The following is a 22,348-nucleotide window of genomic DNA, read 5'->3' on the forward strand; positions in this document are numbered from 1 at the left end:
CGAAGATGAAACCGCTGCTGGATGTTCTTGTTATTCTGGATGCGCTGGAAAAAGAGGGGAGCTTTGCCGCCGCCTCGGCGAAGCTCTATAAAACCCCTTCGGCTCTGAGCTACACCGTGCAAAAGCTCGAGAGCGATCTTAATATCCAAATCCTTGACCGCACCGGGCATCGCGCGCGTTTCACCCGTACAGGGCAGATGCTGCTGGAAAAAGGGCGTGACGTGCTGCATACGGTTCGCGAGCTGGAAAAACAGGCCGTCAAACTTCACCAGGGCTGGGAAAATGAGCTGGTGATTGGGGTTGATGATACATTCCCTTTCTCCCTGCTTACCCCGCTTATTGAGGCGTTCTATCAGCGCCACAGCGTCACCCGGCTGGTTTTTATCAATGGCGTGCTGGGCGGTTCCTGGGAGGCCCTGACGCAGGGCAGGGCGGATATCATCGTTGGGGCGCTGCATGAGCCTCCCCAGTTGAGCGAATTTGGTTTTGCGCGGCTCGGCGTTCTGGAGCAGGTTTTTGCCGTTGCGCCTCATCACCCGCTGGCGAATGAACCGGAGCCTGTTACCCGACGCGTCATTAAAAACTATCGCGCCATTGTGGTTGGAGACAGTTCTCGCCCCGAATGCGGCATTTCATCGCAGCTGCTGGATGAGCAGGAGGCCATCACCGTTTTTGATTTTAAAACCAAGCTGGAGCTGCAAATAAGCGGCCTGGGGTGCGGTTACCTTCCCCGTTATTTAGCGCAGCGGTTTATTGACAGCGGAGCGCTGGTGGAAAAACAAGTTTTAGCGCAGAGCAGTAACGAATCGGTATGGGTAGGCTGGAATGAACAGACCGCTGGGCTTGCCAGCGCCTGGTGGCGAGACGAAATTTTAGCAAATAGTGCTATCGCCACAGTTTACGCTCAGGCAGATGATGGGAAATCAATCAGTTAGTAAAATTAATTTATGGGCAGGTTTCTCAATGTATTGCCTTTTGTATCTGGAATAGGGCAAAATGCCGCCGCTGCAAACAAATGAATAATCGACGATATAAAAGGCGTCGGTTATTTTTTTTTGCATGTACGAAACGAAACTAAAAACCAAGAGGCCGGGCTTCGTACCGGATAGATATTTACTAAAATCCGACAGTTGTTGTCGCTGAGGAAGAAAGAAATGGGGCAATTTTTCGCTTACGTGGCGGTTATCACCGTAAAGGAGAATAACTATGTCGCATAACGCAACTCCAAACACCTCTCGCGTGGAATTACGTAAAACGCTTACGTTGATTCCGGTTGTTATGATGGGCCTTGCCTATATGCAACCGATGACGCTGTTCGATACATTCGGTATCGTATCAGGCCTTACTGACGGTCACGTTGCAACGGCGTACGCCTTTGCGCTGGTCGCCATCCTCTTTACAGCGCTGAGCTACGGTAAACTGGTTCGCCGTTTCCCGTCCGCAGGCTCTGCGTACACCTATGCTCAGAAATCCATTAGCCCGGCGGTTGGCTTTATGGTGGGCTGGTCATCACTGCTGGACTACCTGTTCATGCCGATGATCAACATTCTGCTGGCAAAAATTTACTTCGAAGCGCTGGTGCCTTCCGTGCCGTCGTGGATCTTCGTTGTGGCGCTGGTGGCCTTTATGACCATCTCTAACCTGCGCAGCATCAAGACCGTGGCTAACTTCAACACCCTGATTGTGATCCTTCAGATGGGGATTGTTGCGGTTATCGTTGGGCTGATCATCTACGGCGTTTCCCACGGGGAAGGCGCAGGTACGCTGACCAGCACCCGTCCGTTCTGGTCTGAAGGCGCGCACGTAGTCCCGATGATCACCGGTGCGACTATCCTGTGCTTCTCGTTCCTGGGCTTCGACGGTATCTCTTCTCTGTCTGAAGAGACCAAAGACGCTGAGCGCGTGATCCCGAAAGCGATTTTCCTCACCGCGCTGATTGGCGGCCTGATCTTCATCGGTGCGTCTTACTTCTTACAGCTGTACTTCCCGGATATCTCTCGCTTTAAAGATCCGGATGCATCACAGCCTGAAATTATGCTGTACGTGGCGGGTAAAACCTTCCAGTGGGGCGTGCTGATCTTCTCCAGCGTCACCGTACTGGCTTCCGGTATGGCTGCGCACGCGGGCGTTTCTCGTCTGATGTACGTGATGGGCCGTGACGGTGTGTTCCCAACCCGCTTCTTCGGTTACGTGCATCCTAAATGGCGTACCCCGGCGTGGAACGTGCTGCTGGTGGGCGCTATTGCCCTGCTGGCGATTAAATTCGACCTGGTAACGGCCACGGCGCTGATTAACTTTGGTGCGCTGGTGGCGTTCACCTTCGTTAACCTCTCCGTGATTTCGCAGTTCTGGATCCGTGAGAAGCGCAACAAGACGCTGAAGGACCACATCAACTATCTGGTGCTGCCAGTGTGTGGTGCCCTGACGGTGGGCGCCCTGTGGATCAACCTGGAAGAGAGCTCAATGGTTCTGGGTCTGATCTGGGGTGCAATCGGTCTGATTTACCTGGCTTGCGTGACCAGAAGCTTCCGCAACCCGGTTCCTCAGTACGAAGACGTCGCGTAAGACTGTGTCGGGTGACGGCTATGCTCAACCCGACCTACAGTTTCGTAGGCCGGGTAAGCGTTAGCGCCACCCGGCAAAAAAAAGCCGGAGACATCGCCTCCGGCTTTTTTGTACCCGCTACTCAGACAATTTCTTGCGCATACTGGAACAGCGCTTTCAGCAGCGCCTGCTTCTCAGCATTCCCTTCATACTGACCGTAAAGCATCTCCAGCTCCTGGGCGTAGCTATTAAGAAACTCCGGCGTAAACACGTTGCGCCGATGCTGTAACCAGCGTTCCTGCTCTGCTTCATCCAGCGTGCCGGGATAGTTGCGCGCGCGATAATTAAACATCAGCTTCTCAATGCGCTTATCTGCGAAGGTGATATCCAGCGCGGGCAGGTTACGCGGGTCGGTTTGCAGCACGATATTCATCGCCGCGCGATCGGCGTCGCTGAAGAAGCCGTTATAAAGCTGCGCATCCACATTCTCAGACGGCACGAACGGCTCTGCTTCGGCAAAAATGGCGACGACTTTCTCGCGCACATGCGGGTTGTCGCGCAGCACTTTCAGGTTATCGAGGCAGTGCTGACGGTTAATCCCCAGCCGGTCGGCGTCTTCCGGGCGCAGCGTGTTGGCCTGCGCCAGCACCGGGCACTTATTGATGTGCACCAGTTTTACCGGTATGGCTGGCAGGTCACCCAGCGCCTCTTTCGGCGTATAGAGCCGTTCACGTAAGGTGTCGCTGTCGAGCTCAAGCAGCGGGGAGATATCTCCGGCGAGATCCACCATGATGACGGCGTTACGGTTGTCCGGATGCCAGGCAAGCGGCGCCACCCAGCTTGTATTCCCGCGCCACGCACCGAACATCCCTGAAATATGCACCAGCGGTTTCATCTGCGGCACGTCAATTAGCGTCATCAGCTTTTGCTTGCTGCGATGGCTCAACAGATACTCAAACAGGCGCGGCTGCGCGGTTTTTACAAGTTTCGCCATAGCGATGGTCGCGTAAACGTCTGCCATCGCGTCGTGGGCGTTGCTGTGCTCGATGCCGTTGGCCCGCGTCAGGTGCTCGAGCCTGAAGCTCGGCAAGCCGTCGTCGTTCTCCGGCCAGTTAATCCCCTCCGGGCGCAGCGCATAGCAGGCGCGCATGATATCCAGCAAATCCCAGCGTGAATTACGGTTCTGCCAGCTCCAGGCATACGGATCGTAGAAGTTGCGGTAGAAGATATTGCGCGTCACTTCATCGTCAAAACGGATGTTGTTGTAACCCACCACGCAGGTATTGGGCACCGTGAACAGGTCGTGGATGCGACGGGCAAATTCTGCTTCGCTAACGCCTTTATCCCGCGCTTCCTGAGGCGTGATGCCCGTCACCATTACCGCGCCCGGCTGCGGCAGATAGTCATCGGCGGGCTTACAGTAAAACACCTCGGGTTCGCCGATGACGTTAAATTCGTCATCGGTACGGATAGCCGCAAACTGCGCCGGTCGGTCCAGCGCCGGATGGGTGCCAAAGGTTTCGTAATCGTGGAACAAAAAAGTCGGGCGCGCGGCAGAGTCAGACACCAGTAATCTCATCCTGTTAAAAATTGACGTCTCTATGGTAAACGATTGGGGTGAGCAGTCCGAATAAAAAGCACCGTCAGGCAAGAAATTTGCGAGATTTGTTCCGAAAAAATCTGCGTGCTGTCACATTTTTTTGCAATTAAGGCAGGTAACGACATCAGAACTCCCGTAAAAAGGTCATCGATTTTTACTGACCTGAGGATATACCGTTGAAACGCCGTCTGTTTATTGCTGTTTCTTTACTCGCTTCGAGTATTTCATCCGCGCTGGCTGCCGAGCCGCTGGATTTTTCACCTCAGCCGCCTGCCATCCAGGCTGGCTCCTGGGTATTGATGGATTACACCACGGGTCAAATCTTAACGGCGGGCAACGAACATCAGCAGCGTAATCCGGCGAGCCTGACCAAACTGATGACGGGGTACGTTGTCGATCGTGCCATTGATAGCCACCGCATCAGCCCCGATGACATTGTGACGGTCGGACGTGACGCCTGGGCAAAAGGCAATCCGGTCTTTGACGGTTCGTCGCTGATGTTTCTGAAGGAGGGCGATCGGGTTTCCGTGCGCGATCTCAGCCGCGGCCTGATTGTTGATTCCGGCAATGACGCCTGCGTGGCGCTGGCGGATCACGTGGCGGGCGGTCAGCCGCAGTTCGTCAGGATGATGAATGACTACGTTGAAAAGCTGAACCTGCGCGATACCCACTTCGAAACCGTACACGGGCTGGATGCACCGGGCCAGCACAGCTCCGCTTACGATCTCGCCGTGCTTTCCCGGGCCATCATTCACGGCGAGCCTGAGTTCTATCACATGTACAGCGAAAAGAGCCTGACCTGGAACGGCATCACCCAGCAGAACCGCAACGGCCTGCTGTGGGATAAGACCATGAACGTGGATGGTCTGAAAACGGGTCACACCTCGGGCGCGGGCTTTAACCTGATTGCCTCCGCGGTGGACGGTCAGCGTCGACTGATTGCGGTGGTGATGGGGGCAGACAGCCCGAAAGGACGTGAAGATCAGGCGCGCAAGCTGCTGCACTGGGGACAGCAAAATTTTGATACGGTGCAGATCCTGCATAACGGTAAAAAGGTGGGAATCGAGCGCATCTGGTACGGCGATAAAGAGCAGATCGCGCTGGGCACGGATCAGGACTTCTGGCTGGCATTACCCAAATCGGAAGTGCCAAACATCAAGGCGAAATACGTGATGGATAAAAAAGAGCTGGAAGCGCCGATCGCCGCGCATCAGCGGGTAGGGGAGATCCAGCTGTACGATCGTGACAAGGTGGTCGCGCACTGGCCATTGGTTACGCTGGAAAGCGTTGAAAAGGGCGGCCTTTTCTCCCGCCTCGGCGATTATCTGCATCATAAACTCTGACCTTTTTGGGCAGACTGGCAGTGTTGCGAGTCTGCTCACATAATAAACACTCCTGGTTTGCCGATAATCTCGATTCTGCTTTACAGTGTATATATATACAGTAATAAACGGAGGCAGCATGGACTACAGCATCAGGCAGCAACAGAAACGTACGATCGCTGGCTTTCATCTCGTGGGGCCGTGGGAAAAGACGGTCAAGCAGGGATTTGAACAGCTGGTCATGTGGGTAGACGGGCGTCATATTCAGCCGCAGGAGTGGGTGGCCGTTTATTATGACAATCCGGATGACGTGCCGGCAGAAAAGCTCCGCTGCGTTACCGCCGTAACGGTAACGGACGATTTCACTATCCCTGAGAACAGCGAAGGGGTGATGATGACCGAAATTGCTGCCGGAGAGTATGCTATTGCTGCCGCGCGCGTCGAAAATCATGATTTCGCCACTCCATGGTATCAGTTCTTCAACTCCCTGCTGGAAGACAACAAATTCCAGATCGCGGCAAAACCCTGCTTCGAACGCTATCTGAACGATGGCAATGCTGATGGCTACTGGGATATTGAGATGTTTGTACCGGTAGAGCACAAAGTGGGATAATCCTGCGAAATGCAGGGTTTTTCAGCCGGGCGCGATCCACCCGGCTGAAAACACAGTACAATTGTGGTTTGCCGTAGAGCTGGAGACGGGTGTGCGCCCCGACAAGTCATTAACCCCTTTTGAAATTCGGTTATACAAACATTATCGCGTGGTGCACGGTTGCCGCATTGCGCTGGCGTTTGTGTTGACCTTCGTACTGGTTCGTCTGCTGGATATCCCGGAAGGGACGTGGCCGCTGATCACGCTGGTGGTGGTGATGGGGCCGATCTCATTCTGGGGGAACGTGGTCCCGCGCGCTTTCGAACGCATAGGCGGCACCGTTTTAGGCTCAGCGCTTGGGCTTATCGCCCTGAAGCTGGAGCTGATTTCGTTTCCGGTCATGTTGCTGTGGTGCGCGGTGGCGATGTTTCTTTGTGGATGGCTGGCCCTCGGCAAGAAACCGTATCAGGCGCTGCTGATTGGCATTACGCTCGCGGTTGTGGTCGGCGCACCGGCGGGCGATATGACCACCGCATTGTGGCGAAGCGGGGACGTGATCCTCGGCTCGTTGCTCGCCATGCTGTTTACCGGCATCTGGCCGCAGCGCGCCTTCCTGCACTGGCGCATTCAGATGGCAAACTACGTCACGGCATTTAACCGGGTCTACCAGGCCGGGTTTTCGCCGAATCTGATTGAGCGCCCGCGGCTGGAAAAGCACCTGCAAAAAATCCTCAATGATGTGGTCAAAATGCGCGGGTTGATTACCCCGGCAAGCAAAGAAACCCATATCCAGAAAGCCATTTTTGAAGCTATTCAGACGGTCAGCCGTAATCTGGTCTGTATGCTTGAACTGCAAATCAATGCCCACTGGGCCTCACGCCCCAGCCATCTTCTGATGCTCAACGCGCATACGCTGAAAGAGACGCAGCAGATGACGCAACAAACCCTGCTGACCATCGCCCATGCGCTCTACGAAGGTAACCCACAGCCGATACGGGCGAACAGCGAGCGGCTGAACGAAATCGTCGCCGAGCTTAAACAGCTGATGAATGAGCGCCAGGGAGACAATGTGGCGGAAACGCCCATCCATGGTTATGTCTGGCTGAGTATGGAGCTGGCGCGACAGCTGGAGTTGTTATCGCAGCTGATTTGTCGGGCGCTGCGCAAATAAAAAGCGTATGTGATGCCTGCTGCTTCGATTCAGCAACAATTAGGGTTATGATGGTTTTAAACGATATACTCATTGTCATTCGCAGCCGCTGTCTGTTAAAACGGTTGCTTTAACGAATCCGAATCTCACATTATCAGGGGTGTAAAAATGGAAACTACCAAGCCTTCGTTCCAGGATGTTCTGGAGTTCGTCCGCCTGTTCCGCCGCAAAAACAAGCTACAGCGCGAAATCCAGGACGTAGAGAAGAAGATCCGTGACAACCAGAAACGTGTCCTGCTGCTGGACAACCTGAGCGACTACATCAAGCCTGGCATGAGCGTTGAAGCTATTCAGGGCATCATCGCCAGCATGAAGAGCGATTATGAAGATCGCGTTGATGACTACATCATCAAAAACGCTGAGCTCTCCAAAGAGCGTCGCGACATCTCCAAGAAGCTGAAAGTGATGGGCGAAATCAAAAACGTCGACGCTAAAGGCGAGTAATCGCACACTCTGTTGCCCGGTGGCGCTGCGCTTACCGGGCCTACAGGACTGTTATCACGTAGGTCGGGTAAGGCGAAGCCGCCACCCGACAATTTCACGAACGCAGAAAAGCAAAAAGCCTGCTCTAAAAGCAGGCTTTTTAAATTTGGCTCCTCTGACTGGACTCGAACCAGTGACATACGGATTAACAGTCCGCCGTTCTACCGACTGAACTACAGAGGAATCGTTGTGGAGGCTTATCTTAGCGGCGAAAAAACTTTTGTCAAACCTGATCTCAGGCAAAAGCGTTTGTTTGATGATTCTGTCGTCATTTTGTTGTAAATCCAAACATAATTTTATGGAAAATACTTTGCAGGATACGCATTTCTGCCCCATCATTTGAAATGGAGTTTCAACTTTCTCGCTAAGGTCCATTTTGAACGTCACCGCACCCCTACGCCAGGCGATTATGCGCACGCCCTGGTATGCAAAACGTAAGAGTTATCGAGTTCTGTTCTGGCGTGAAATCACCCCCCTTGCCGTGCCTATTTTCCTGGAGAATACCTGCGTCCTGCTAATGGGGGTGCTGAGCACCTTTCTGGTGAGCTGGCTCGGTAAAGAAGCCATGGCCGGGGTAGGGCTGGCGGACAGTTTCAACATGGTTGTGATGTCCTTCTTTGCCGCTATCGATCTCGGTACGACGGTGGTGGTGGCGTTTAGCCTGGGCAAGCTCGATCCGAAGCGTGCCCGCGAAGCGGCCAGACAGTCGCTGATGATCATGACCCTCTTTTCGATCATCCTTGCGGCGGTTATCCATTATTACGGCAAAGAAATTATCGACATTGTCGCGGGAGAAGCGACCAGCGAGGTGAAGGATCTGGCTCTCACCTACCTGGAAATGACGGTGCTGAGTTATCCGGCAGCTGCCATCGCGCTGATTGGTAGCGGTGCGCTTCGTGGAGCAGGAAATACCAAAATTCCGCTGCTGATCAACGGCGGCATGAACATCCTGAATATCATTATCAGCAGCGTTTTGATTTACGGCGTCTTTTCCTGGGAGGGGCTGGGCTTTGTCGGCGCGGGTTTAGGGCTGACCATTTCCCGCTATATTGGTGCGGCGGCGATAATTGGCGTACTGATGGCGGGAATTACGCCATCGTTGCGCCTGACGCTGAAAAGCTATTTCCGTCCGCTTAACTTCGCCATTATCTGGGAAGTGATGGGGATCGGGATTCCGGCCAGCATCGAATCCGTGTTGTTTAACGGTGGGAAACTGCTGACGCAGATGTTTGTTGCCGGGATGGGAACAGACGTCATCGCCGGCAACTTTATTGCCTTCTCCATCGCCTCACTCATTAACCTGCCGGGAAACGCGCTGGGGTCGGCGTCGACGATCATCACCGGCAGACGTCTCGGAAAGGGGCAGATAGGGCAGGCGGAACGGCAACTTCGGCACGTCTTCTGGCTTTCAACTATTGGACTGACGGCGATTGCGTGGGGAACTGCGCCTTTTGCCGGGCTGATGGCCTCGTTCTATACGCATGAAAATGACGTGAAGGAGGTCGTGAAGGTGCTCATTTGGCTCAACGCGGCGTTTATGCCAATTTGGGCCGCGTCCTGGGTACTTCCTGCCGGGCTGAAAGGGGCGCGCGATGCCCGGTTTGCGATGTGGGTCTCCATGCTCGGCATGTGGGGCTGTCGCGTTGTGGCGGGCTACACGCTGGGGGTAATGTTGGGTATGGGCGTTGTCGGCGTCTGGCTGGGGATGTTCCTTGACTGGGCCGTGCGCGGGGCGCTGTTCTACTGGCGCATGGTGAGCGGGCGCTGGCTGTGGAAATATCCGCGAAAAAAACCGGAGCAGGAGGTTTCGGAAACGGCAAGTGCCTGACAAATGTGCGAAGTGGAGAATAAATCGGCAAACGATTGAAAATCTGCATTCACCCTTTGACATCCTCAGAGCGCATCGATAATATGCGCCCCGTTCACACGATTCCTCTGTAGTTCAGTCGGTAGAACGGCGGACTGTTAATCCGTATGTCACTGGTTCGAGTCCAGTCAGAGGAGCCAAATTTAAAAAGCCTGCTTTTAAAGCAGGCTTTTTGCTTTTCTGCGTTCGTGAAATTGTCGGGTGGCGCTCCGCTTACCCGACCTACGGAATCCCAGGCCGGGTGAGTGGGTCCTTGTTATCAGCGGAACGGTGGCTCATTGAAGGTGCGCAGCTTGCGGGAATGCAGTTTGTCGCCCTCTGCACGCAGTAAATCGATGGCGCGAATGCCAATCTGAAGATGCTCTGAGATCGCCCCTTCGTAAAAACGGTTCGCCTGGCCCGGCAGTTTGATCTCGCCGTGCAGCGGTTTATCGGACACGCACAGCAGCGTGCCGTAAGGGACGCGGAAGCGATAGCCCTGCGCGGCAATGGTGGCGCTTTCCATATCGATTGCGACCGCACGGCTGAGATTGAAACGCAGGGCGGAGGCGGAATAGCGCAGCTCCCAGTTACGATCGTCGGTGGTGACGACCGTACCGGTACGCAGGCGCTGCTTCACCTCTTCACCCGGCATGCCGCTCACCTCTTTGGTGGCGTCGTACAGGGCGCGCTGCACTTCCGCGATACTCGGGATAGGAATATCCGGCGGCAGAACCGCGTCAAGGACATGGTCGTCACGCAAATAAGCGTGGGCGAGGACGTAATCGCCAATCAGCTGACTTTCACGCAGGCCACCGCAGTGGCCGATCATCAGCCAGACGTCCGGGCGCAGTACCGCCAGATGGTCGCAGATGGTTTTCGCATTCGACGGGCCAACGCCGATGTTAATCAGCGTAATGCCCTGACCGTCGGCGGTGATCAGGTGCCAGGCTGGCATCTGGTGCTTTTTCCACGCCAGGTCGGAGATGGCCTCTTCCGGTGCTTCGGTTTCGGCGGTGATCCAGATCCCGCCCGCGCAGGAGAGGGCGATGTAAGGGCTATCCGGATCGAGGATCTGGCTACAGCCCCAGCGGACAAATTCGTCCACATAGCGGGTGTAATTGGTAAACAACACGAACGGCTGGAAATGTTCGGCTGGCGTGCCGGTGTAGTGGCGCAGGCGTGCCAGCGAGAAATCGACACGGCGGGCATCAAAGTGCGACAGCGGTGAAAACTCTGCCGGGTGATAGATCCCGTCCGCCGTCTCATCGCCAATCTGCGACAGCTCAGTGGTCGGGAAGTGGCGGGTCAGCCCCGCGCTCATGGAGCGATCCAGCGTCAGCGCTGAACCGTCTATCACGTACGGGTAAGGGATCTCGTGCAGGGACGGTTCAACGCTGATATGCGCGCCGTAATCCTGATACAGCAGGGTAAGCTGCTCTTCCAGGTAGGGGCGGAACAGCGCAGGTCGCGTGATGGTCGTGCTGTAACAGCCGGAGTGGGTGAAACGCGCATAGGCGCGGGTTTTCGGATTGCTGCTGGCGCTGCCGTCCCAGGTGACAGAGAGCGATGGATAAACAAAAAGGCCCTGGGTTCTGGCCTTTTCATCGGGAAGTTTCCCTGTTTCGATATAGTCACTGATGGCGCTGCGCAGTGCATTGACGGACTGTTCATACAGCGCGTCGAGTTTTTCCAGCGCCTGAGCCGGGGTCAGGCTGGAGCCCTTATTATTCATGTCTGTCTCCTTGTTCCACAGGTGTGCGGCTTTACCCGATAGTATGTCACACGCCTGTGAAACAAAAGTGAGGAGATCAGCTGTGCGCGGTTTCCTTCATCAACAGGGCGGTGGCGGCAGAAAGCAGGCAACCCGCCAGCAGATAAATCGCCACGCTATGCCAGTTACCGCCTGAGAACGTCACCAGCGCGGCGGCGATAAACGGCGTAAACCCGCCGCCGACCACGCTCGCCACCTGATACCCCACGCCCGCGCCGCTGTAGCGGTAGCTTGCGCCAAACAGCTCGGTGAACATTGGCTGCTGCACGCAGACCACCATATCGTGAGCGATGTTCGCAAGCATGATCGCGAAGAAGACAATCCAGAAGACCGACTGTGCCTCCAGCGCCATAAAGAACGGCCAGGCGCTGAGTGTGCCGATGAGCGCCCCGGTGATATACACCCGTCGACGGCCAAAGCGATCCGCCAGCCAGGCGAAGCAGGGGATGGTCAGGCAGCTGATCCCGCCCACCACCAGGCCAATATTCAGGAACAATTCCCGCGGCAGGCCGAGGTTTTGCGTGGAGTAGTTCAGGGCAAAGGCGGTGACGATATACATCGTTAGCAGTTCGCACAGGCGCAGGGCAATGATTTTCAGAAAAGCGCCAGGGTGCTGCACCAGCGCTTCCATCACCGGCAGCCGTTTTTTCGCGACCGGTTTTTCGCGCTGCTGCCGCTCAAACTCAGCCGACTCTTCCATGCCGTTACGGATCCACAGGGCCACCACGACCAGCACAATGCTGAAGATAAACGGAATACGCCAGCCCCAGCTCAGGAACTGCTCGTCTGTCGTGAGCTGGCTTATTAGCGACACCAGGCCCGTGGAGAGCAGCAGACCCACGCCATAACCCACCTGCACGCCGCTGCTGTAAAACGCTTTCTTGTTCTTCGGCGCGCTTTCCACGGACAGCAATGCCGCGCCGCCCCATTCACCACCGACGGCAAAACCCTGAATGGCGCGCAGCGTCACCAGCAACACCGGGGCCCACCAGCCAATCGATGCGAAGGAGGGCAAAATACCGATCAGCGCGGTGGCAATGCCCATCATCCAGACGGTGAGCATCAGCATACGTTTCCGGCCAAGGCGATCGCCGAAGTGGCCGAAAATTATCCCGCCCAGCGGACGAAACAGAAAACCGACGCCGAAGGTGGCAAATGCAGCAAGCGTGCCCATGGCGGGGCTGATCTGGGGAAAGAATTCACGGTTAAAGACCAGCGCAGCGGTAATACCGTAGAGCAGAAAGTCATACCAGTCGACGACGGCGCCTGCGAAGCTACCTAAAGCGGCGCGGCGGGCGCGGTTAAGCGAAGGTGTCTCCTCGTTGCGGCGAGCGGAGATAAGGGTGGAGTCCATAGTTGTCCTGTCTGTACTGATTTTTAATTATTGGTATAAGAAAAGGTCACTCACATCACGGCCGTCATATTGACGGAATGTATGAGACTACCGCGACAGGCGGCCTGAGAAAACGTTTTTATCTTTCCTGAAAGCGCAGAATAAATAAATTTCATCTTATCGGGCGACAACATAAATCAGCCTGTTTGGCTCCGGTTAGGGCTGAATGGTTTACAGTAATAACGATCGCTGCGTGACGTAAGCTGAGGGTATAACGATGCAACGCCTCTTTCCTGCACTGTGGGTAGTCCTGTTTTTAGTCGTATCTCCGCTGCATGCGGAGCCGAAAGTCTATGGCGAACAGCGTATTCACCGCTGGTGGGATGCAGTAACGGACGATATTGCGCAAACCTGGGAACAGCCGGATCGTTACGATCTCTACCTTCCGTTTCTGAGCTGGCATGCTCGATTCATGTATGACAAAGAGAAAACGGACAACTACAACGAAATGCCGTGGGGCGGGGGGCTGGGCGTGTCCCGCTACAACGACGAGGGCAACTGGAGCGCGCTCTTTGCCATGATGTTCAAAGATTCACATAACGAATGGCAGCCTGCGATGGGCTACGGCTGGGAGAAAGGCTGGTATCTGGATAACGCAAAAGATTTCCGTCTGGGGCTGGGGGCCGCTGCGGGGATCACGGCACGCGACGACTTTGCCAACTATGTCCCGCTGCCGTTTATCTTCCCGCTTTTCTCTGCCGGATATAAGCGCGTCACCGTCCAGTTCACCTATATTCCCGGGACCTACAACAACGGCAACGTGCTGTTTGCCTGGCTGCGCCTGGGCTTTTAGAGGGTGATCACTTTTTTGGCCACTGCGTTGGACAGGATCAGCAGCGAAAACAGGACCGACGTAACAAACGTAAGCACAATCAGAGCAAGTTTGGTGCTCAGGGACGTCACCGGAATGAGCGCGGTCAGCAGGTGAAACACCGAGTAGTGCATAATATAGACCCCGGTCATGGTTTTGCTAATGGCGGCCAGCACGGACTCTTTAAACTCCGCATTGCGGCGAAACCGCACGCCGTTGGCCGCAATCACCAGGGCAATAATCAGAATGTAGATTTGCGATCCGGTGAGGATAAAGGCGTTTCTGTCTGCTTTAAATAGCGCAAAAAAGAAGTGCCGCTCGTAAAACCACGTGAAGAGATAAATAAACGGTATGGCAATCACCGCTGCCCTGACCACATTTTTGCGGCCGATCCACGCCGCGATCTGCGGATCGCAAAAGAGCTGCCCCGTCAGATAAAACAGCAGCCACGTCCACAGGCGATACTGCGGCGACAATGAAAGGACATGGGCATCAGGATAGAGGGCTGACAGTAAATCGTACCCGTATGAGAAAAGCAGCAGGGCGGCAATCACCCCGCAAAAGAGCGTTCGTCGCTGGCTGAGCCACTCCACCACCGGGTGAAACGTGTAAATCACGATAAACGCGAACACGAACCAGGGCTGGATCAGATATCCGCGCTGATAGGGCTCCCACAGGTAGTAAATCGTTACCCAGAACAGAAAGACGATCACCAGACTTTTGATCTTATCCAGCTGCCAGCGCGTGCCGTGTCGGGATTGCCCGTCCAGATACCCTGCAACCACAAAAAATAACGGCGTGGCGATGGTCGAAATGAAGGTTAAAAAACCGAGGATCCAGTGATAGTCATAATCGTAATGATCCCAAGTGTTGTAGATGGTGAAAAAGGTAACCGCCGTCATACACCCCAGCGTCTTGATGATATTCAGCCCTGTCGCATTCATTGTTGTTCAGTTTTGTCCTTACGATGGAAACACGCGTAAATTACGGGGAGTACCAGCAGCGTCAGGATTGTAGCAAACCCAAGCCCAAACATAATCACAACGGCCATGCTCTGGAAGAACACATCCAGCAGCAGAGGGGCGAGGCCGAGTACGGTCGTAAAGGCGGTGAGGAGGATGGGACGCAGGCGCGACGTGGCGGCGTAAACGATCGCACTGTGCTGATCCTGCTGCACTTTCTGCTGTTCTATCTCTTCCACCAGCACAATGCCGTTGCGGATCAGCATCCCGCTCAGGCTCAGCAGGCCAATCAACGCCATAAAGCCAAAAGGGATGCCGGTAATTAAAAACCCCGGCGTCACGCCGATCAGCGCCAGCGGCACGGTCAGCCAGATGGCGACGGCGTTTTTCACCGAACTGAACATCAGCACCGTGATCACAAACATCACCAGATAGCCGAGCGGCAGCGTGGTAAATAACCCCTGCTGCGCTTCGCTGGAGTTCTCCGCGTCCCCGCCCCACTCAATGCTGTAGCCGTGGGGCAGGGGCAGGGCATCAATTTGCGGCTTCACGCGGGCGAGAATATCGCCGGAGGTTTGCTGGCTTAGCGGGTCAGGGTCGGTCTGCACGGTCAGCACGCGGGAGCGGTCACGGCGCAGGATCAGCGGATCTTCCCACTCCAGCGCGAAGCCGCTGATGACGTTGCTCAGCGGAATATACTGCTGCCGGGTCTGGCTCCAGACCAGAACGTTATTCAGGTGATTGGCGTCCAGCCGCTCGCTTTCCGGCGGGCGCACCACCACGGGCAACAGGTCGCTGCCTTCTCTGTACAATCCCGCCCGACTGCCGGAGAAATTCATCTCCAGTGCGTTATCGACGTCCTGCTTATCCACGCCAAGCTCACGTCCCAGCGCGGTGACGTACTGCGGGCGGATCACTTTGCTGCGATTTTGCCAGTCGTTCCTGACGCTGTCCGTCGCCGGATCGCGCGTAAGGATGTTGTCTACCTGGCTGGCGATCAGACGCAGCCTGTCCGGATCGGGGCCTTTAATACGTATTTCAATGGCGCTGTCGCCGGAGGGGCCAAACATCACCCGCTTCGTGCTGGCGTTAACCTGCGGATAGTTCCGTGCGATGTACTCATCAACGTGGCGGGTCAGGGCGGGGATGTTACGCTGGTCGTCCATTCTCACCATAATTTGCGCATAGTTGCTGTACTGCCGCTGTCCGCTGTAGGTCAAAATAAATCGCATACTTCCCTGACCAATCGTCGAGACCGTAGTTTCCACGCCTGGCTGGCCGTTAATGGTTTTCTCGATATCACCGGTCATCTTCTCGGTCCAGTTAATGTCGGTACCGTAAGGGAGCCAGAGGTCGACAAAGAAAATTGGCGTACTGGAGGAGGGGAAGAAGTTCTGCCGCACCGAGCCAAAGCCCCAGATGGCGGCGGCCAGCAGTGCGGCCATCACTACCAGCGTTGGCGCTTTACGCCGTAACAGCGCGTTGAGCACACCCTGATAGATCCGATAGATGCGTTTGTCATAGGGATCCGTTTCGTCGGCCTTTGGCGGTGCAGCATCTCGTTTAAACAGCCACCACTTAATCAGCACTGGCGTAATGGTGAGGGCTGAGAACCAGCTCAGCATGAGCGAAATCAGCAGGACCTGAAACAGCGACTTACAGTATTCGCCGGTGGAATCCTGTGACAGCCCGACGGGCGCAAAGGCCAGGATGGCGATGACCGTTGCACCCAGCAGCGGCAGCGCAGAACGGCGAATAATGTCGCTAATGGCGTTCATCAGGGACGAGCCCTGCTGTCGGGCTACCAGTACCCCTTCGACAATAACAATGGCATTGTCGACCAGCATGCTGAGGGCGATGATCAGCGCGCCCAGTGAAATGCGCTGTAGTTCAATACCCCAGAGATACATGATCAGCAGCGTGCCCAGCACGTTGAGGGCGAGGGAAAAGGCAATAATGATCCCGCTGCGTAAGCCCATAAAGATCAACAACACGCCGATGACAATCGCCAGCGCCATCAGGAAGTTAATGATAAATCCGTTAACGGAATGCCCGACCTCCGCCGCCTGATCGTAAAACAGGTCGATATGGATACCTGCCGGTTTCTCGGCTGACATCTGCTCTAGCTTCGCCTCCAGGGCATGTCCCACGTCGATCACGTTAACGCCGGGGATAAAGGAGACGCCCATGGTGACGGCTTTTCTGCCGTTGGCATGGTAGATGCTGGCAGGGGACGCATCCAGCCCGCGTGACAGGGTGGCAATATCCCGTAAGCGGGTAGCCGCCCCAACGCCGGGCGGGGTCACGATGAGATCGGCCAGCTCGTCAATACTTTCGAATTCACCGGTAGGATGCAGACGAATTGACTCGGTACCGGAGGGGATCTCTCCCGCGTTGGAGACCACGTTCAGCCTGCTGAGCTGGGCAGAAAGCTGGTTCAGCGTTATCCCGCGCGCGGCCATTTTGCTCAGAGAAATGTCCACGTTAATCTGCTGAGTGAGGGCTCCGCCGATGGCCACTTTGCCCACGCCTGGCACGAGGACCAACTCCCGGCGCAGCAGCTCGGCATACCGGACCAGTTCCGGATTGCTGAATTCATCTCCGGAAATGGCAAAGAAAAAGCCGAACACATCGCCAAAATCGTCATTCACAAACGGGGTCACTACGCCGGGTGGAAACTGTCTGGCGGCATCTCCCACCCGGCGACGCAGTTCATCCCAGATTTGCGGCAGTGCATTTGAGTGGTAGCGCGAGGCTATATTGACCGTGATCTGCGACAGGCCGCTGGAGGAGATGGAGCTGACGTTATCCAGATAAGGTAACTGCTGAAGCGCATTTTCCAGCGGCAGGGTGACCTCTTCCTCAACCTGCTGCGCCGACGCGCCCGGATAATGGGTGATCACCACCGCCGTTTTGATGGTAAACGCCGGATCTTCCAGTCTGCCAATGTTCAACAGGGCAATAATGCCGCCTACGCCCAGCAGCAAAATCGTCAGCCAGACGCGAACCGGGTTGCTGATAAACTGACGAGAGATATCCATTACAGTCCCCGTTCACGCGTCCAGATACGTACCGGCTGGTTGGGATGTAGCTCCCCAACGCCTGCGGCCACCACGCGTTCACCGGCCTTAAGCCCACCGACGATGACGACCCCCTCAGCGCTGACTTGCCCCACGCTGACCTTACGATCTTCAAGGTGCAACGTATCGCCTTCGCCCGTCACCACCCAGACATGTGGCTCATTGCGCGGGCGGTTATCCGGGTTAAAGACCGCTTCAACCGGCACTACCAGCGCCTCACTGCCCACACCAGCCGGAAGGTTGGTTAAATTGATGGTGACCGTTCCGCTGACGCCGCCCACGACGGGAAAATCATCCGGGCGGGGCATGGTTAAAATCACCTGCCAGGTCAATGTGTTGCTGTCGCTACTGCCTGAGTGCTCTTTGTACACAGCGGTAAACTCGCGACCGGGCAGGGCGTTGATCCTCACTACCGGTTTGTACTGCGCATTGCGAATATCGAAGGTGTTAAACAGGTTCTCTGGAAGGCTGAACACCACGTCCAGCAGATCGGTACGGGTCAAAGTGACGACGGGCTGGCCGGCGGAGACGACCTGATGATTTCGCACATGGACGCTGGCCGCTGTCCCGCTAAAGGGGGCGACGAGCGTCATCTGGCTTAATTCTTCGCGCGCAATCTGTAGCGCGGCGTTTGCTGAATCGCGGTTGGCGCGCTGGACATCCATCTCGGCTTTCGACACGGCCTGGCGTCCCGCCAGGGTCTGGAAGCGGTCGAATTGCCGCTGAGCCAGGGTCGCCGCCGTTTGCCTGTCGTTCAGGCGCTGCCGGGCTTCACGGGCGTTGAGGCTGGCGAGTCGTTGCCCCTGTTTGACAATGGCACCCTGGCGAATGTCCAGGGTCTCAATCTGCCCGGCTCGTTTGAACGCGAGATCCGTGGCGTCGCCGGATTCAATACGGGCGGGAAACACGCGCTGCTGCGCGTTGCCGGCCTTGACCACCTCTGCGACTTTTACCATTTTCGGCAGGGGCGCGGCGCGGTCGGGTTTCGGATCGCACGCCGTCAGCAGCAATAAAACAGCAGGCAGAAGAGAGAGGTAGCGCTTCACAGTATTCCCCTGATAATAATTGTTTTATTTATTTCGTCATCAATGCTGGGGTGGCGCTATTCTGCCAGGGCCGAGACGACCACATAGGTAAATAGACCGATTGCTGTGCTGGCGATAATGGCGAGCGCAATAAACAAACCAAGGCGAATCAGGCTTAAACCGTACATGCATTCCTCCATGAGGTTGAAGGTGGCGCGGGATAAAGAGAATAAACGTGTTGCATGCCTGACTATGAGCATAGTCGGTGAATAAATAAATGTTAAATAACCATTATTAGTGGCGTGACATACTCAAGCGAAACAAGCGTTACGATGGTGTATCCCCTTTGAATAACATCCTGATATTCCTGTGCTACGTTTAATAGCATCCATTCCTTTTTTCCGTAAAAGGCATTCACGCCTGTACCCATGGGTTTGATGCGATCTCTCCTGATTCACTCACTGTTGTGTTGGTTATAAAAAGGATGCTTGATATGTATAAAACGATTCTGGTGCCGGTGGATGTATACGAAACAGCATTGTCTGATAAAGCGCTACAGCATGCCCAATTCCTGGCGCAAAGCGCATCGGGTAATGTCCATCTGCTGTACGTTATGCCAAAGTTCTCGGCGGAACTGACCCGCGGTTTTATTGCAGACGCGAGAAAGATGGATGAATATATGATTAATAATGCTAAAGAAAAACTGGCTGCGCTGGTAAAAAAAATCAACCTGCCCGAAGCAAATGTCCATCTACATGTTCGCAGCGGGAATATACGTGATGAGGTAATCAAACTGGCGGATGAGCTTAACGTCGGTGCGATTATTGTGGGATCACGTAATCCAAATATTCAAACTCATTTATTAGGATCAGAGGCGGCGAGTATCGTTCGTTACGCGCATGTTCCTGTTTTCGTTATTCGTTAATGTCATGAAAGCAAGGTGATTTCTGAAAAGAACCTGAGGAAGGAACGATGATAACAGAAAAGCCTCACCGTCCGTATTATCAACAGACCGTTGATGAAACCCTGACAAATATCCAATCCAGCCTCGACGGACTTAGCAGTACAGAAGCCACCGCCAGGCTGGAAAAATACGGTGAAAATGCCTTACCGCAAAAACCGGGTAAACCTGGCTGGCTGCGCTTTCTGGCCCATTTCAACGATGTCCTTATTTACGTCCTTCTGGCGGCGGCGCTGCTGAAGCTGATAATGGGACACTGGGTGGATATGTTTGTCATTCTTGGGGTAGCCATTATTAACGCCCTGATTGGCCATATTCAGGAGAGCAATGCGGAGAAATCGCTGCAAAGTATTCGCAATATGCTCTCCAGCGAGGCTGTGGTCATCCGGCAGGGCAACCATGAAACTATCCCGACGACAGCGCTGGTGCCCGGAGATATCGTCGTGATACGCGCCGGGGATCGCATTCCTGCCGATCTTCGCGTGACAGAGGCGCACAATCTGCGGGTGGAAGAAGCTATTCTCACCGGCGAATCCACGGTAGTGGAGAAAAGCAGCGATGCGCTCCACGGGGAGTTGCCGTTAGGCGACCGTTACAACCTGCTTTATTCTGGCACCACCGTCAGCTCCGGCGCGGGAAAAGGGCTGGTGGTGGCGACCGGTGGGGAGACCGAACTCGGCCATATCAACCAGATGATGTCAGACATTGAAAAACACCGTACCCCGTTGATGGTGCAAATGGACAAGCTCGGCAAGACCATTTTTATCACCATTCTGGTAATGATGCTGGCGCTGTTCGTTTTCAGTCTTATCTTCCGTGATATGCCCGTATCAGAGCTGGTGCTGTCGTTGATTAGCCTTGCGGTAGCGGCGGTGCCGGAAGGATTACCGGCCATTATCTCGATCATCCTCTCGCTGGGCGTGCAGGCGATGGCGCGTCGCAAGGCGATTATTCGCAAGCTGCCTACCGTGGAAACGCTGGGGGCGATGACGGTTATCTGCTCGGATAAAACCGGCACCCTGACCATGAATGAGATGACGGTAAAAGCGGTGATTACCGCGGACACCACCTACCGCGTGGAGGGAGACAGCTACGAGCCGGTGGGTACTATTCACCCCGTTGACGATCCGACACCGGTCACCGTGACCCCGGGATCTGTGCTGGAGCGCTATCTGCGCACCGTCGATCTCTGTAATGACAGCCAGCTGATCAAAGATGAGCAGGGGCTGTGGAAAATCACCGGCGGTCCAACCGAAGGCGCGCTGAAGGTGCTGGCGGCCAAAATCCCGCTTCCGGCAATTGACGCCGAGTTGCGCAGTAAAATCCCATTTGATTCGCAATATAAATACATGTCCACCCTCTATCGCCTGGGCGACGAAGAGGTGATGTTAATCACCGGTGCGCCGGACGTCCTTTTCCGTCTTTGCCAGCACCAGCAGACCCAAAACGGGCTGGAGCCGTTCAACCTGCACTATTGGGAAGAGAAGATTGAAGAGTATGCGCGCGAGGGATTGCGCATGGTGGCTGCGGCCTGGAAACCGGCTGCCAGCGGGCAGCGCGAGCTGACGCATGCGGATCTGCAAGAAGGGGTCATACTGCTCGGCATTGCGGGCATGATGGATCCCCCGCGCCCGGAAGCCATTTCGGCCATTGCCGACTGCTTGCAGGCGGGCATTCGCGTGAAAATGATTACCGGGGATCATCCACAAACGGCGATGAGCATTGGACAGATGCTGGGTATTGGCAACGCGGCGAGCGCCATCACCGGGCGCGAGCTGGAGGCGATGGACGATCACCAGCTGAGCGAGGCGGCGCAAAAATACGATATCTTTGCCCGCACCAGCCCGGAAGATAAATTCCGCCTGGTGCAGGCGCTGCAAAGTAAGCAGGAAGTGGTCGGAATGACCGGGGACGGGGTGAACGATGCGCCGGCGCTGAAGCGGGCGGATGTCGGCATCGCGATGGGGATCAAAGGTACTGAAGTCACCAAAGAAGCCGCCGATATGGTGTTAACGGATGATAACTTTGCCACCATTGCCCGGGCGGTCCATGAAGGGCGTCGGGTCTACGACAACCTGAAAAAGACCATTTTGTTCGTTATCCCGAGCAACATCGCCCAGGCCTTACTGATCATTATTGCCCTGCTGGCGGGGAACCTGATCCCACTAACGCCGGTACTGATCCTGTGGATGAACATGGCAACCTCTGCAACGCTGTCGTTTGGCCTGGCGTTTGAAGCGGGTGAGAAGGACATCATGAACCGGCCGCCGCGTAAGTCTAACCTGCATGTGATGGACGGTTATGCCATCTGGCGAGTAGTGTTTGTCGGCCTGATGATTGCCATCAGCGCCTTTGTGCTGGAGGCCTGGCTGCAACCACGCGGCTACTCACCGGAGTTCATTCGCACCGTGTTGCTGCAAACGCTGGTCACCGCCCAGTGGTTTTACATGCTCAACTGCCGCGTCACCGACGGCTTCTCCCTGAGTAAAGGTCTGCTGGCTAACAAGGGGATATGGATCGTGAGCGGCGTACTTCTGGCCCTTCAGCTTCTGATCATCTATGCGCCGTTCATGCAAATGCTGTTCGGTACCGAAGCGCTACCGTTCCGCTACTGGATCATTACCTTCCTGATTGGGTTTGCGATGTTCATGATTGTTGAAGCAGAAAAAGTCCTTACCCGGAGATGGCGCACGACGAAAAGATGACTGAATGAGTAGGCTAAGCCTGCCCACCGGCAGGCTTTCT

At 55.3% G+C, this 22,348-nt stretch carries 17 protein-coding genes and 2 tRNA genes; 12 read left to right on the top strand and 7 right to left on the bottom strand.

Annotated elements, in window-relative coordinates; translation table 11 throughout:
* Window positions 1–5 precede the first annotated feature (5 nt).
* The 3 genes from ACOTYH_RS05920 (at window position 6) to ACOTYH_RS05930 (ending at window position 2,565) form a co-directional block, all read left to right on the top strand.
* On the top strand, window positions 6–935 hold the full coding sequence (locus tag ACOTYH_RS05920) for a LysR substrate-binding domain-containing protein (RefSeq protein WP_015572401.1): 930 nt from the start codon (window positions 6–8) through the stop codon (window positions 933–935).
* A gap of 219 nt (window positions 936–1,154) precedes the next feature.
* On the top strand, window positions 1,155–1,217 hold the full coding sequence (yoeI, locus tag ACOTYH_RS05925; RefSeq protein WP_099458931.1) for a membrane protein YoeI: 63 nt from the start codon (window positions 1,155–1,157) through the stop codon (window positions 1,215–1,217).
* Window positions 1,207–2,565 (top strand): APC family permease, encoded by a 1,359-nt coding sequence (locus ACOTYH_RS05930; RefSeq protein ID WP_006811203.1) that lies wholly within the window; start codon window positions 1,207–1,209, stop codon window positions 2,563–2,565. The genes yoeI and ACOTYH_RS05930 overlap by 11 nt, the downstream gene beginning before the upstream one ends.
* A 121-nt stretch (window positions 2,566–2,686) precedes the next feature.
* Here ACOTYH_RS05930 and sbcB read toward each other — a convergent pair whose 3' ends face one another.
* A complete protein-coding gene (gene sbcB / locus ACOTYH_RS05935; RefSeq protein ID WP_370532110.1) occupies window positions 2,687–4,123 on the bottom strand; it encodes an exodeoxyribonuclease I in 1,437 nt (478 codons plus the stop codon).
* Window positions 4,124–4,314: 191 nt separating this feature from the next.
* Between sbcB and dacD the strand changes: the two genes are divergently transcribed.
* The 4 genes from dacD (at window position 4,315) to ACOTYH_RS05955 (ending at window position 7,712) form a co-directional block, all read left to right on the top strand.
* Complete coding sequence (gene dacD / locus ACOTYH_RS05940; protein ID WP_148103664.1) at window positions 4,315–5,487, top strand: serine-type D-Ala-D-Ala carboxypeptidase DacD; 1,173 nt, start codon at window positions 4,315–4,317, stop codon at window positions 5,485–5,487.
* Between the two features lie 118 nt (window positions 5,488–5,605).
* On the top strand, window positions 5,606–6,079 hold the full coding sequence (gene sbmC, locus ACOTYH_RS05945) for a DNA gyrase inhibitor SbmC (protein WP_017383302.1): 474 nt from the start codon (window positions 5,606–5,608) through the stop codon (window positions 6,077–6,079).
* A 91-nt stretch (window positions 6,080–6,170) separates the two neighbouring features.
* Window positions 6,171–7,229: an FUSC family protein gene (locus tag ACOTYH_RS05950; protein WP_017693112.1), complete on the top strand. Its 1,059-nt coding sequence runs from the start codon at window positions 6,171–6,173 to the stop codon at window positions 7,227–7,229.
* Window positions 7,230–7,376: 147 nt separating this feature from the next.
* A complete protein-coding gene (locus ACOTYH_RS05955) occupies window positions 7,377–7,712 on the top strand; it encodes a DUF496 family protein (protein WP_000450410.1) in 336 nt (111 codons plus the stop codon).
* A gap of 146 nt (window positions 7,713–7,858) precedes the next feature.
* Here ACOTYH_RS05955 and ACOTYH_RS05960 read toward each other — a convergent pair.
* Window positions 7,859–7,934: transfer RNA gene (locus ACOTYH_RS05960), tRNA-Asn, on the bottom strand.
* A gap of 226 nt (window positions 7,935–8,160) precedes the next feature.
* Here ACOTYH_RS05960 and emmdR point away from each other — a divergent pair.
* Both emmdR and ACOTYH_RS05970 read left to right on the top strand, forming a co-directional pair.
* Entirely contained in the window at window positions 8,161–9,579 is a 1,419-nt protein-coding gene (gene emmdR, locus ACOTYH_RS05965) for a multidrug efflux MATE transporter EmmdR (RefSeq protein WP_023294986.1), read from the top strand.
* Window positions 9,580–9,682: 103 nt separating this feature from the next.
* Window positions 9,683–9,758: transfer RNA gene (locus ACOTYH_RS05970), tRNA-Asn, on the top strand.
* A 119-nt stretch (window positions 9,759–9,877) separates the two neighbouring features.
* Here the strand turns inward: ACOTYH_RS05970 and ACOTYH_RS05975 are convergent.
* Both ACOTYH_RS05975 and shiA read right to left on the bottom strand, forming a co-directional pair.
* Complete coding sequence (locus ACOTYH_RS05975; RefSeq protein ID WP_015572404.1) at window positions 9,878–11,332, bottom strand: AMP nucleosidase; 1,455 nt, start codon at window positions 11,330–11,332, stop codon at window positions 9,878–9,880.
* A gap of 76 nt (window positions 11,333–11,408) precedes the next feature.
* A complete protein-coding gene (gene shiA, locus ACOTYH_RS05980) occupies window positions 11,409–12,725 on the bottom strand; it encodes a shikimate transporter (RefSeq protein WP_017383305.1) in 1,317 nt (438 codons plus the stop codon).
* A gap of 256 nt (window positions 12,726–12,981) precedes the next feature.
* Here shiA and pagP point away from each other — a divergent pair, with 256 nt between their 5' ends.
* Window positions 12,982–13,557: a lipid IV(A) palmitoyltransferase PagP gene (pagP, locus tag ACOTYH_RS05985; RefSeq protein ID WP_003859516.1), complete on the top strand. Its 576-nt coding sequence runs from the start codon at window positions 12,982–12,984 to the stop codon at window positions 13,555–13,557.
* On the opposite strand, the gene ACOTYH_RS05990 is transcribed toward pagP, so the two are convergent.
* Genes ACOTYH_RS05990 through ACOTYH_RS06000 form a run of 3 tightly spaced genes read right to left on the bottom strand, consistent with a single transcriptional unit; the run spans window position 13,554 to window position 18,663 of the window.
* The gene (locus tag ACOTYH_RS05990; protein ID WP_026080612.1) at window positions 13,554–14,477 is read right to left on the bottom strand and encodes an acyltransferase; all 924 of its coding nucleotides are present in this window, start codon (window positions 14,475–14,477) and stop codon (window positions 13,554–13,556) included. The genes pagP and ACOTYH_RS05990 overlap by 4 nt on opposite strands.
* A gap of 38 nt (window positions 14,478–14,515) precedes the next feature.
* Window positions 14,516–17,578 carry an efflux RND transporter permease subunit gene (locus ACOTYH_RS05995; protein WP_421637613.1) on the bottom strand — a complete coding sequence of 1,021 codons (3,063 nt, stop codon included), beginning with the start codon at window positions 17,576–17,578 and terminating at the stop codon, window positions 14,516–14,518.
* Complete coding sequence (locus tag ACOTYH_RS06000; protein ID WP_045339064.1) at window positions 17,578–18,663, bottom strand: efflux RND transporter periplasmic adaptor subunit; 1,086 nt, start codon at window positions 18,661–18,663, stop codon at window positions 17,578–17,580. The genes ACOTYH_RS05995 and ACOTYH_RS06000 overlap by 1 nt, the downstream gene beginning before the upstream one ends.
* Window positions 18,664–19,135: 472 nt before the next feature.
* Between ACOTYH_RS06000 and ACOTYH_RS06005 the strand changes: the two genes are divergently transcribed.
* Together ACOTYH_RS06005 and ACOTYH_RS06010 are read left to right on the top strand one after the other, a co-directional pair.
* Window positions 19,136–19,567: a universal stress protein gene (locus ACOTYH_RS06005; protein WP_003859525.1), complete on the top strand. Its 432-nt coding sequence runs from the start codon at window positions 19,136–19,138 to the stop codon at window positions 19,565–19,567.
* Between the two features lie 47 nt (window positions 19,568–19,614).
* Window positions 19,615–22,308 (top strand): cation-transporting P-type ATPase, encoded by a 2,694-nt coding sequence (locus tag ACOTYH_RS06010; protein WP_033487961.1) that lies wholly within the window; start codon window positions 19,615–19,617, stop codon window positions 22,306–22,308.
* The last annotated feature ends 40 nt before the right edge of the window (window positions 22,309–22,348 follow it).

Origin of the sequence: Enterobacter cloacae complex sp. SHL001, assembly GCF_049236825.1 — a bacterium.
GTDB lineage: Bacteria > Pseudomonadota > Gammaproteobacteria > Enterobacterales > Enterobacteriaceae > Enterobacter > Enterobacter hormaechei_C.

Coding starts and splice junctions, on each gene's coding strand:
- ACOTYH_RS05990 (WP_026080612.1), bottom strand. CDS start 14,477: ATGACGGCGGTTACCTTTTTCACCATCTACAACACTTGGGATCATTAC.
- sbmC (WP_017383302.1), top strand. CDS start 5,606: ATGGACTACAGCATCAGGCAGCAACAGAAACGTACGATCGCTGGCTTT.
- ACOTYH_RS05920 (WP_015572401.1), top strand. CDS start 6: ATGAAACCGCTGCTGGATGTTCTTGTTATTCTGGATGCGCTGGAAAAA.
- pagP (WP_003859516.1), top strand. CDS start 12,982: ATGCAACGCCTCTTTCCTGCACTGTGGGTAGTCCTGTTTTTAGTCGTA.
- ACOTYH_RS05975 (WP_015572404.1), bottom strand. CDS start 11,332: ATGAATAATAAGGGCTCCAGCCTGACCCCGGCTCAGGCGCTGGAAAAA.
- ACOTYH_RS05955 (WP_000450410.1), top strand. CDS start 7,377: ATGGAAACTACCAAGCCTTCGTTCCAGGATGTTCTGGAGTTCGTCCGC.
- ACOTYH_RS06010 (WP_033487961.1), top strand. CDS start 19,615: ATGATAACAGAAAAGCCTCACCGTCCGTATTATCAACAGACCGTTGAT.
- shiA (WP_017383305.1), bottom strand. CDS start 12,725: ATGGACTCCACCCTTATCTCCGCTCGCCGCAACGAGGAGACACCTTCG.
- ACOTYH_RS05995 (WP_421637613.1), bottom strand. CDS start 17,578: ATGGATATCTCTCGTCAGTTTATCAGCAACCCGGTTCGCGTCTGGCTG.
- ACOTYH_RS05930 (WP_006811203.1), top strand. CDS start 1,207: ATGTCGCATAACGCAACTCCAAACACCTCTCGCGTGGAATTACGTAAA.
- sbcB (WP_370532110.1), bottom strand. CDS start 4,123: ATGAGATTACTGGTGTCTGACTCTGCCGCGCGCCCGACTTTTTTGTTC.
- emmdR (WP_023294986.1), top strand. CDS start 8,161: ATGCGCACGCCCTGGTATGCAAAACGTAAGAGTTATCGAGTTCTGTTC.
- ACOTYH_RS06005 (WP_003859525.1), top strand. CDS start 19,136: ATGTATAAAACGATTCTGGTGCCGGTGGATGTATACGAAACAGCATTG.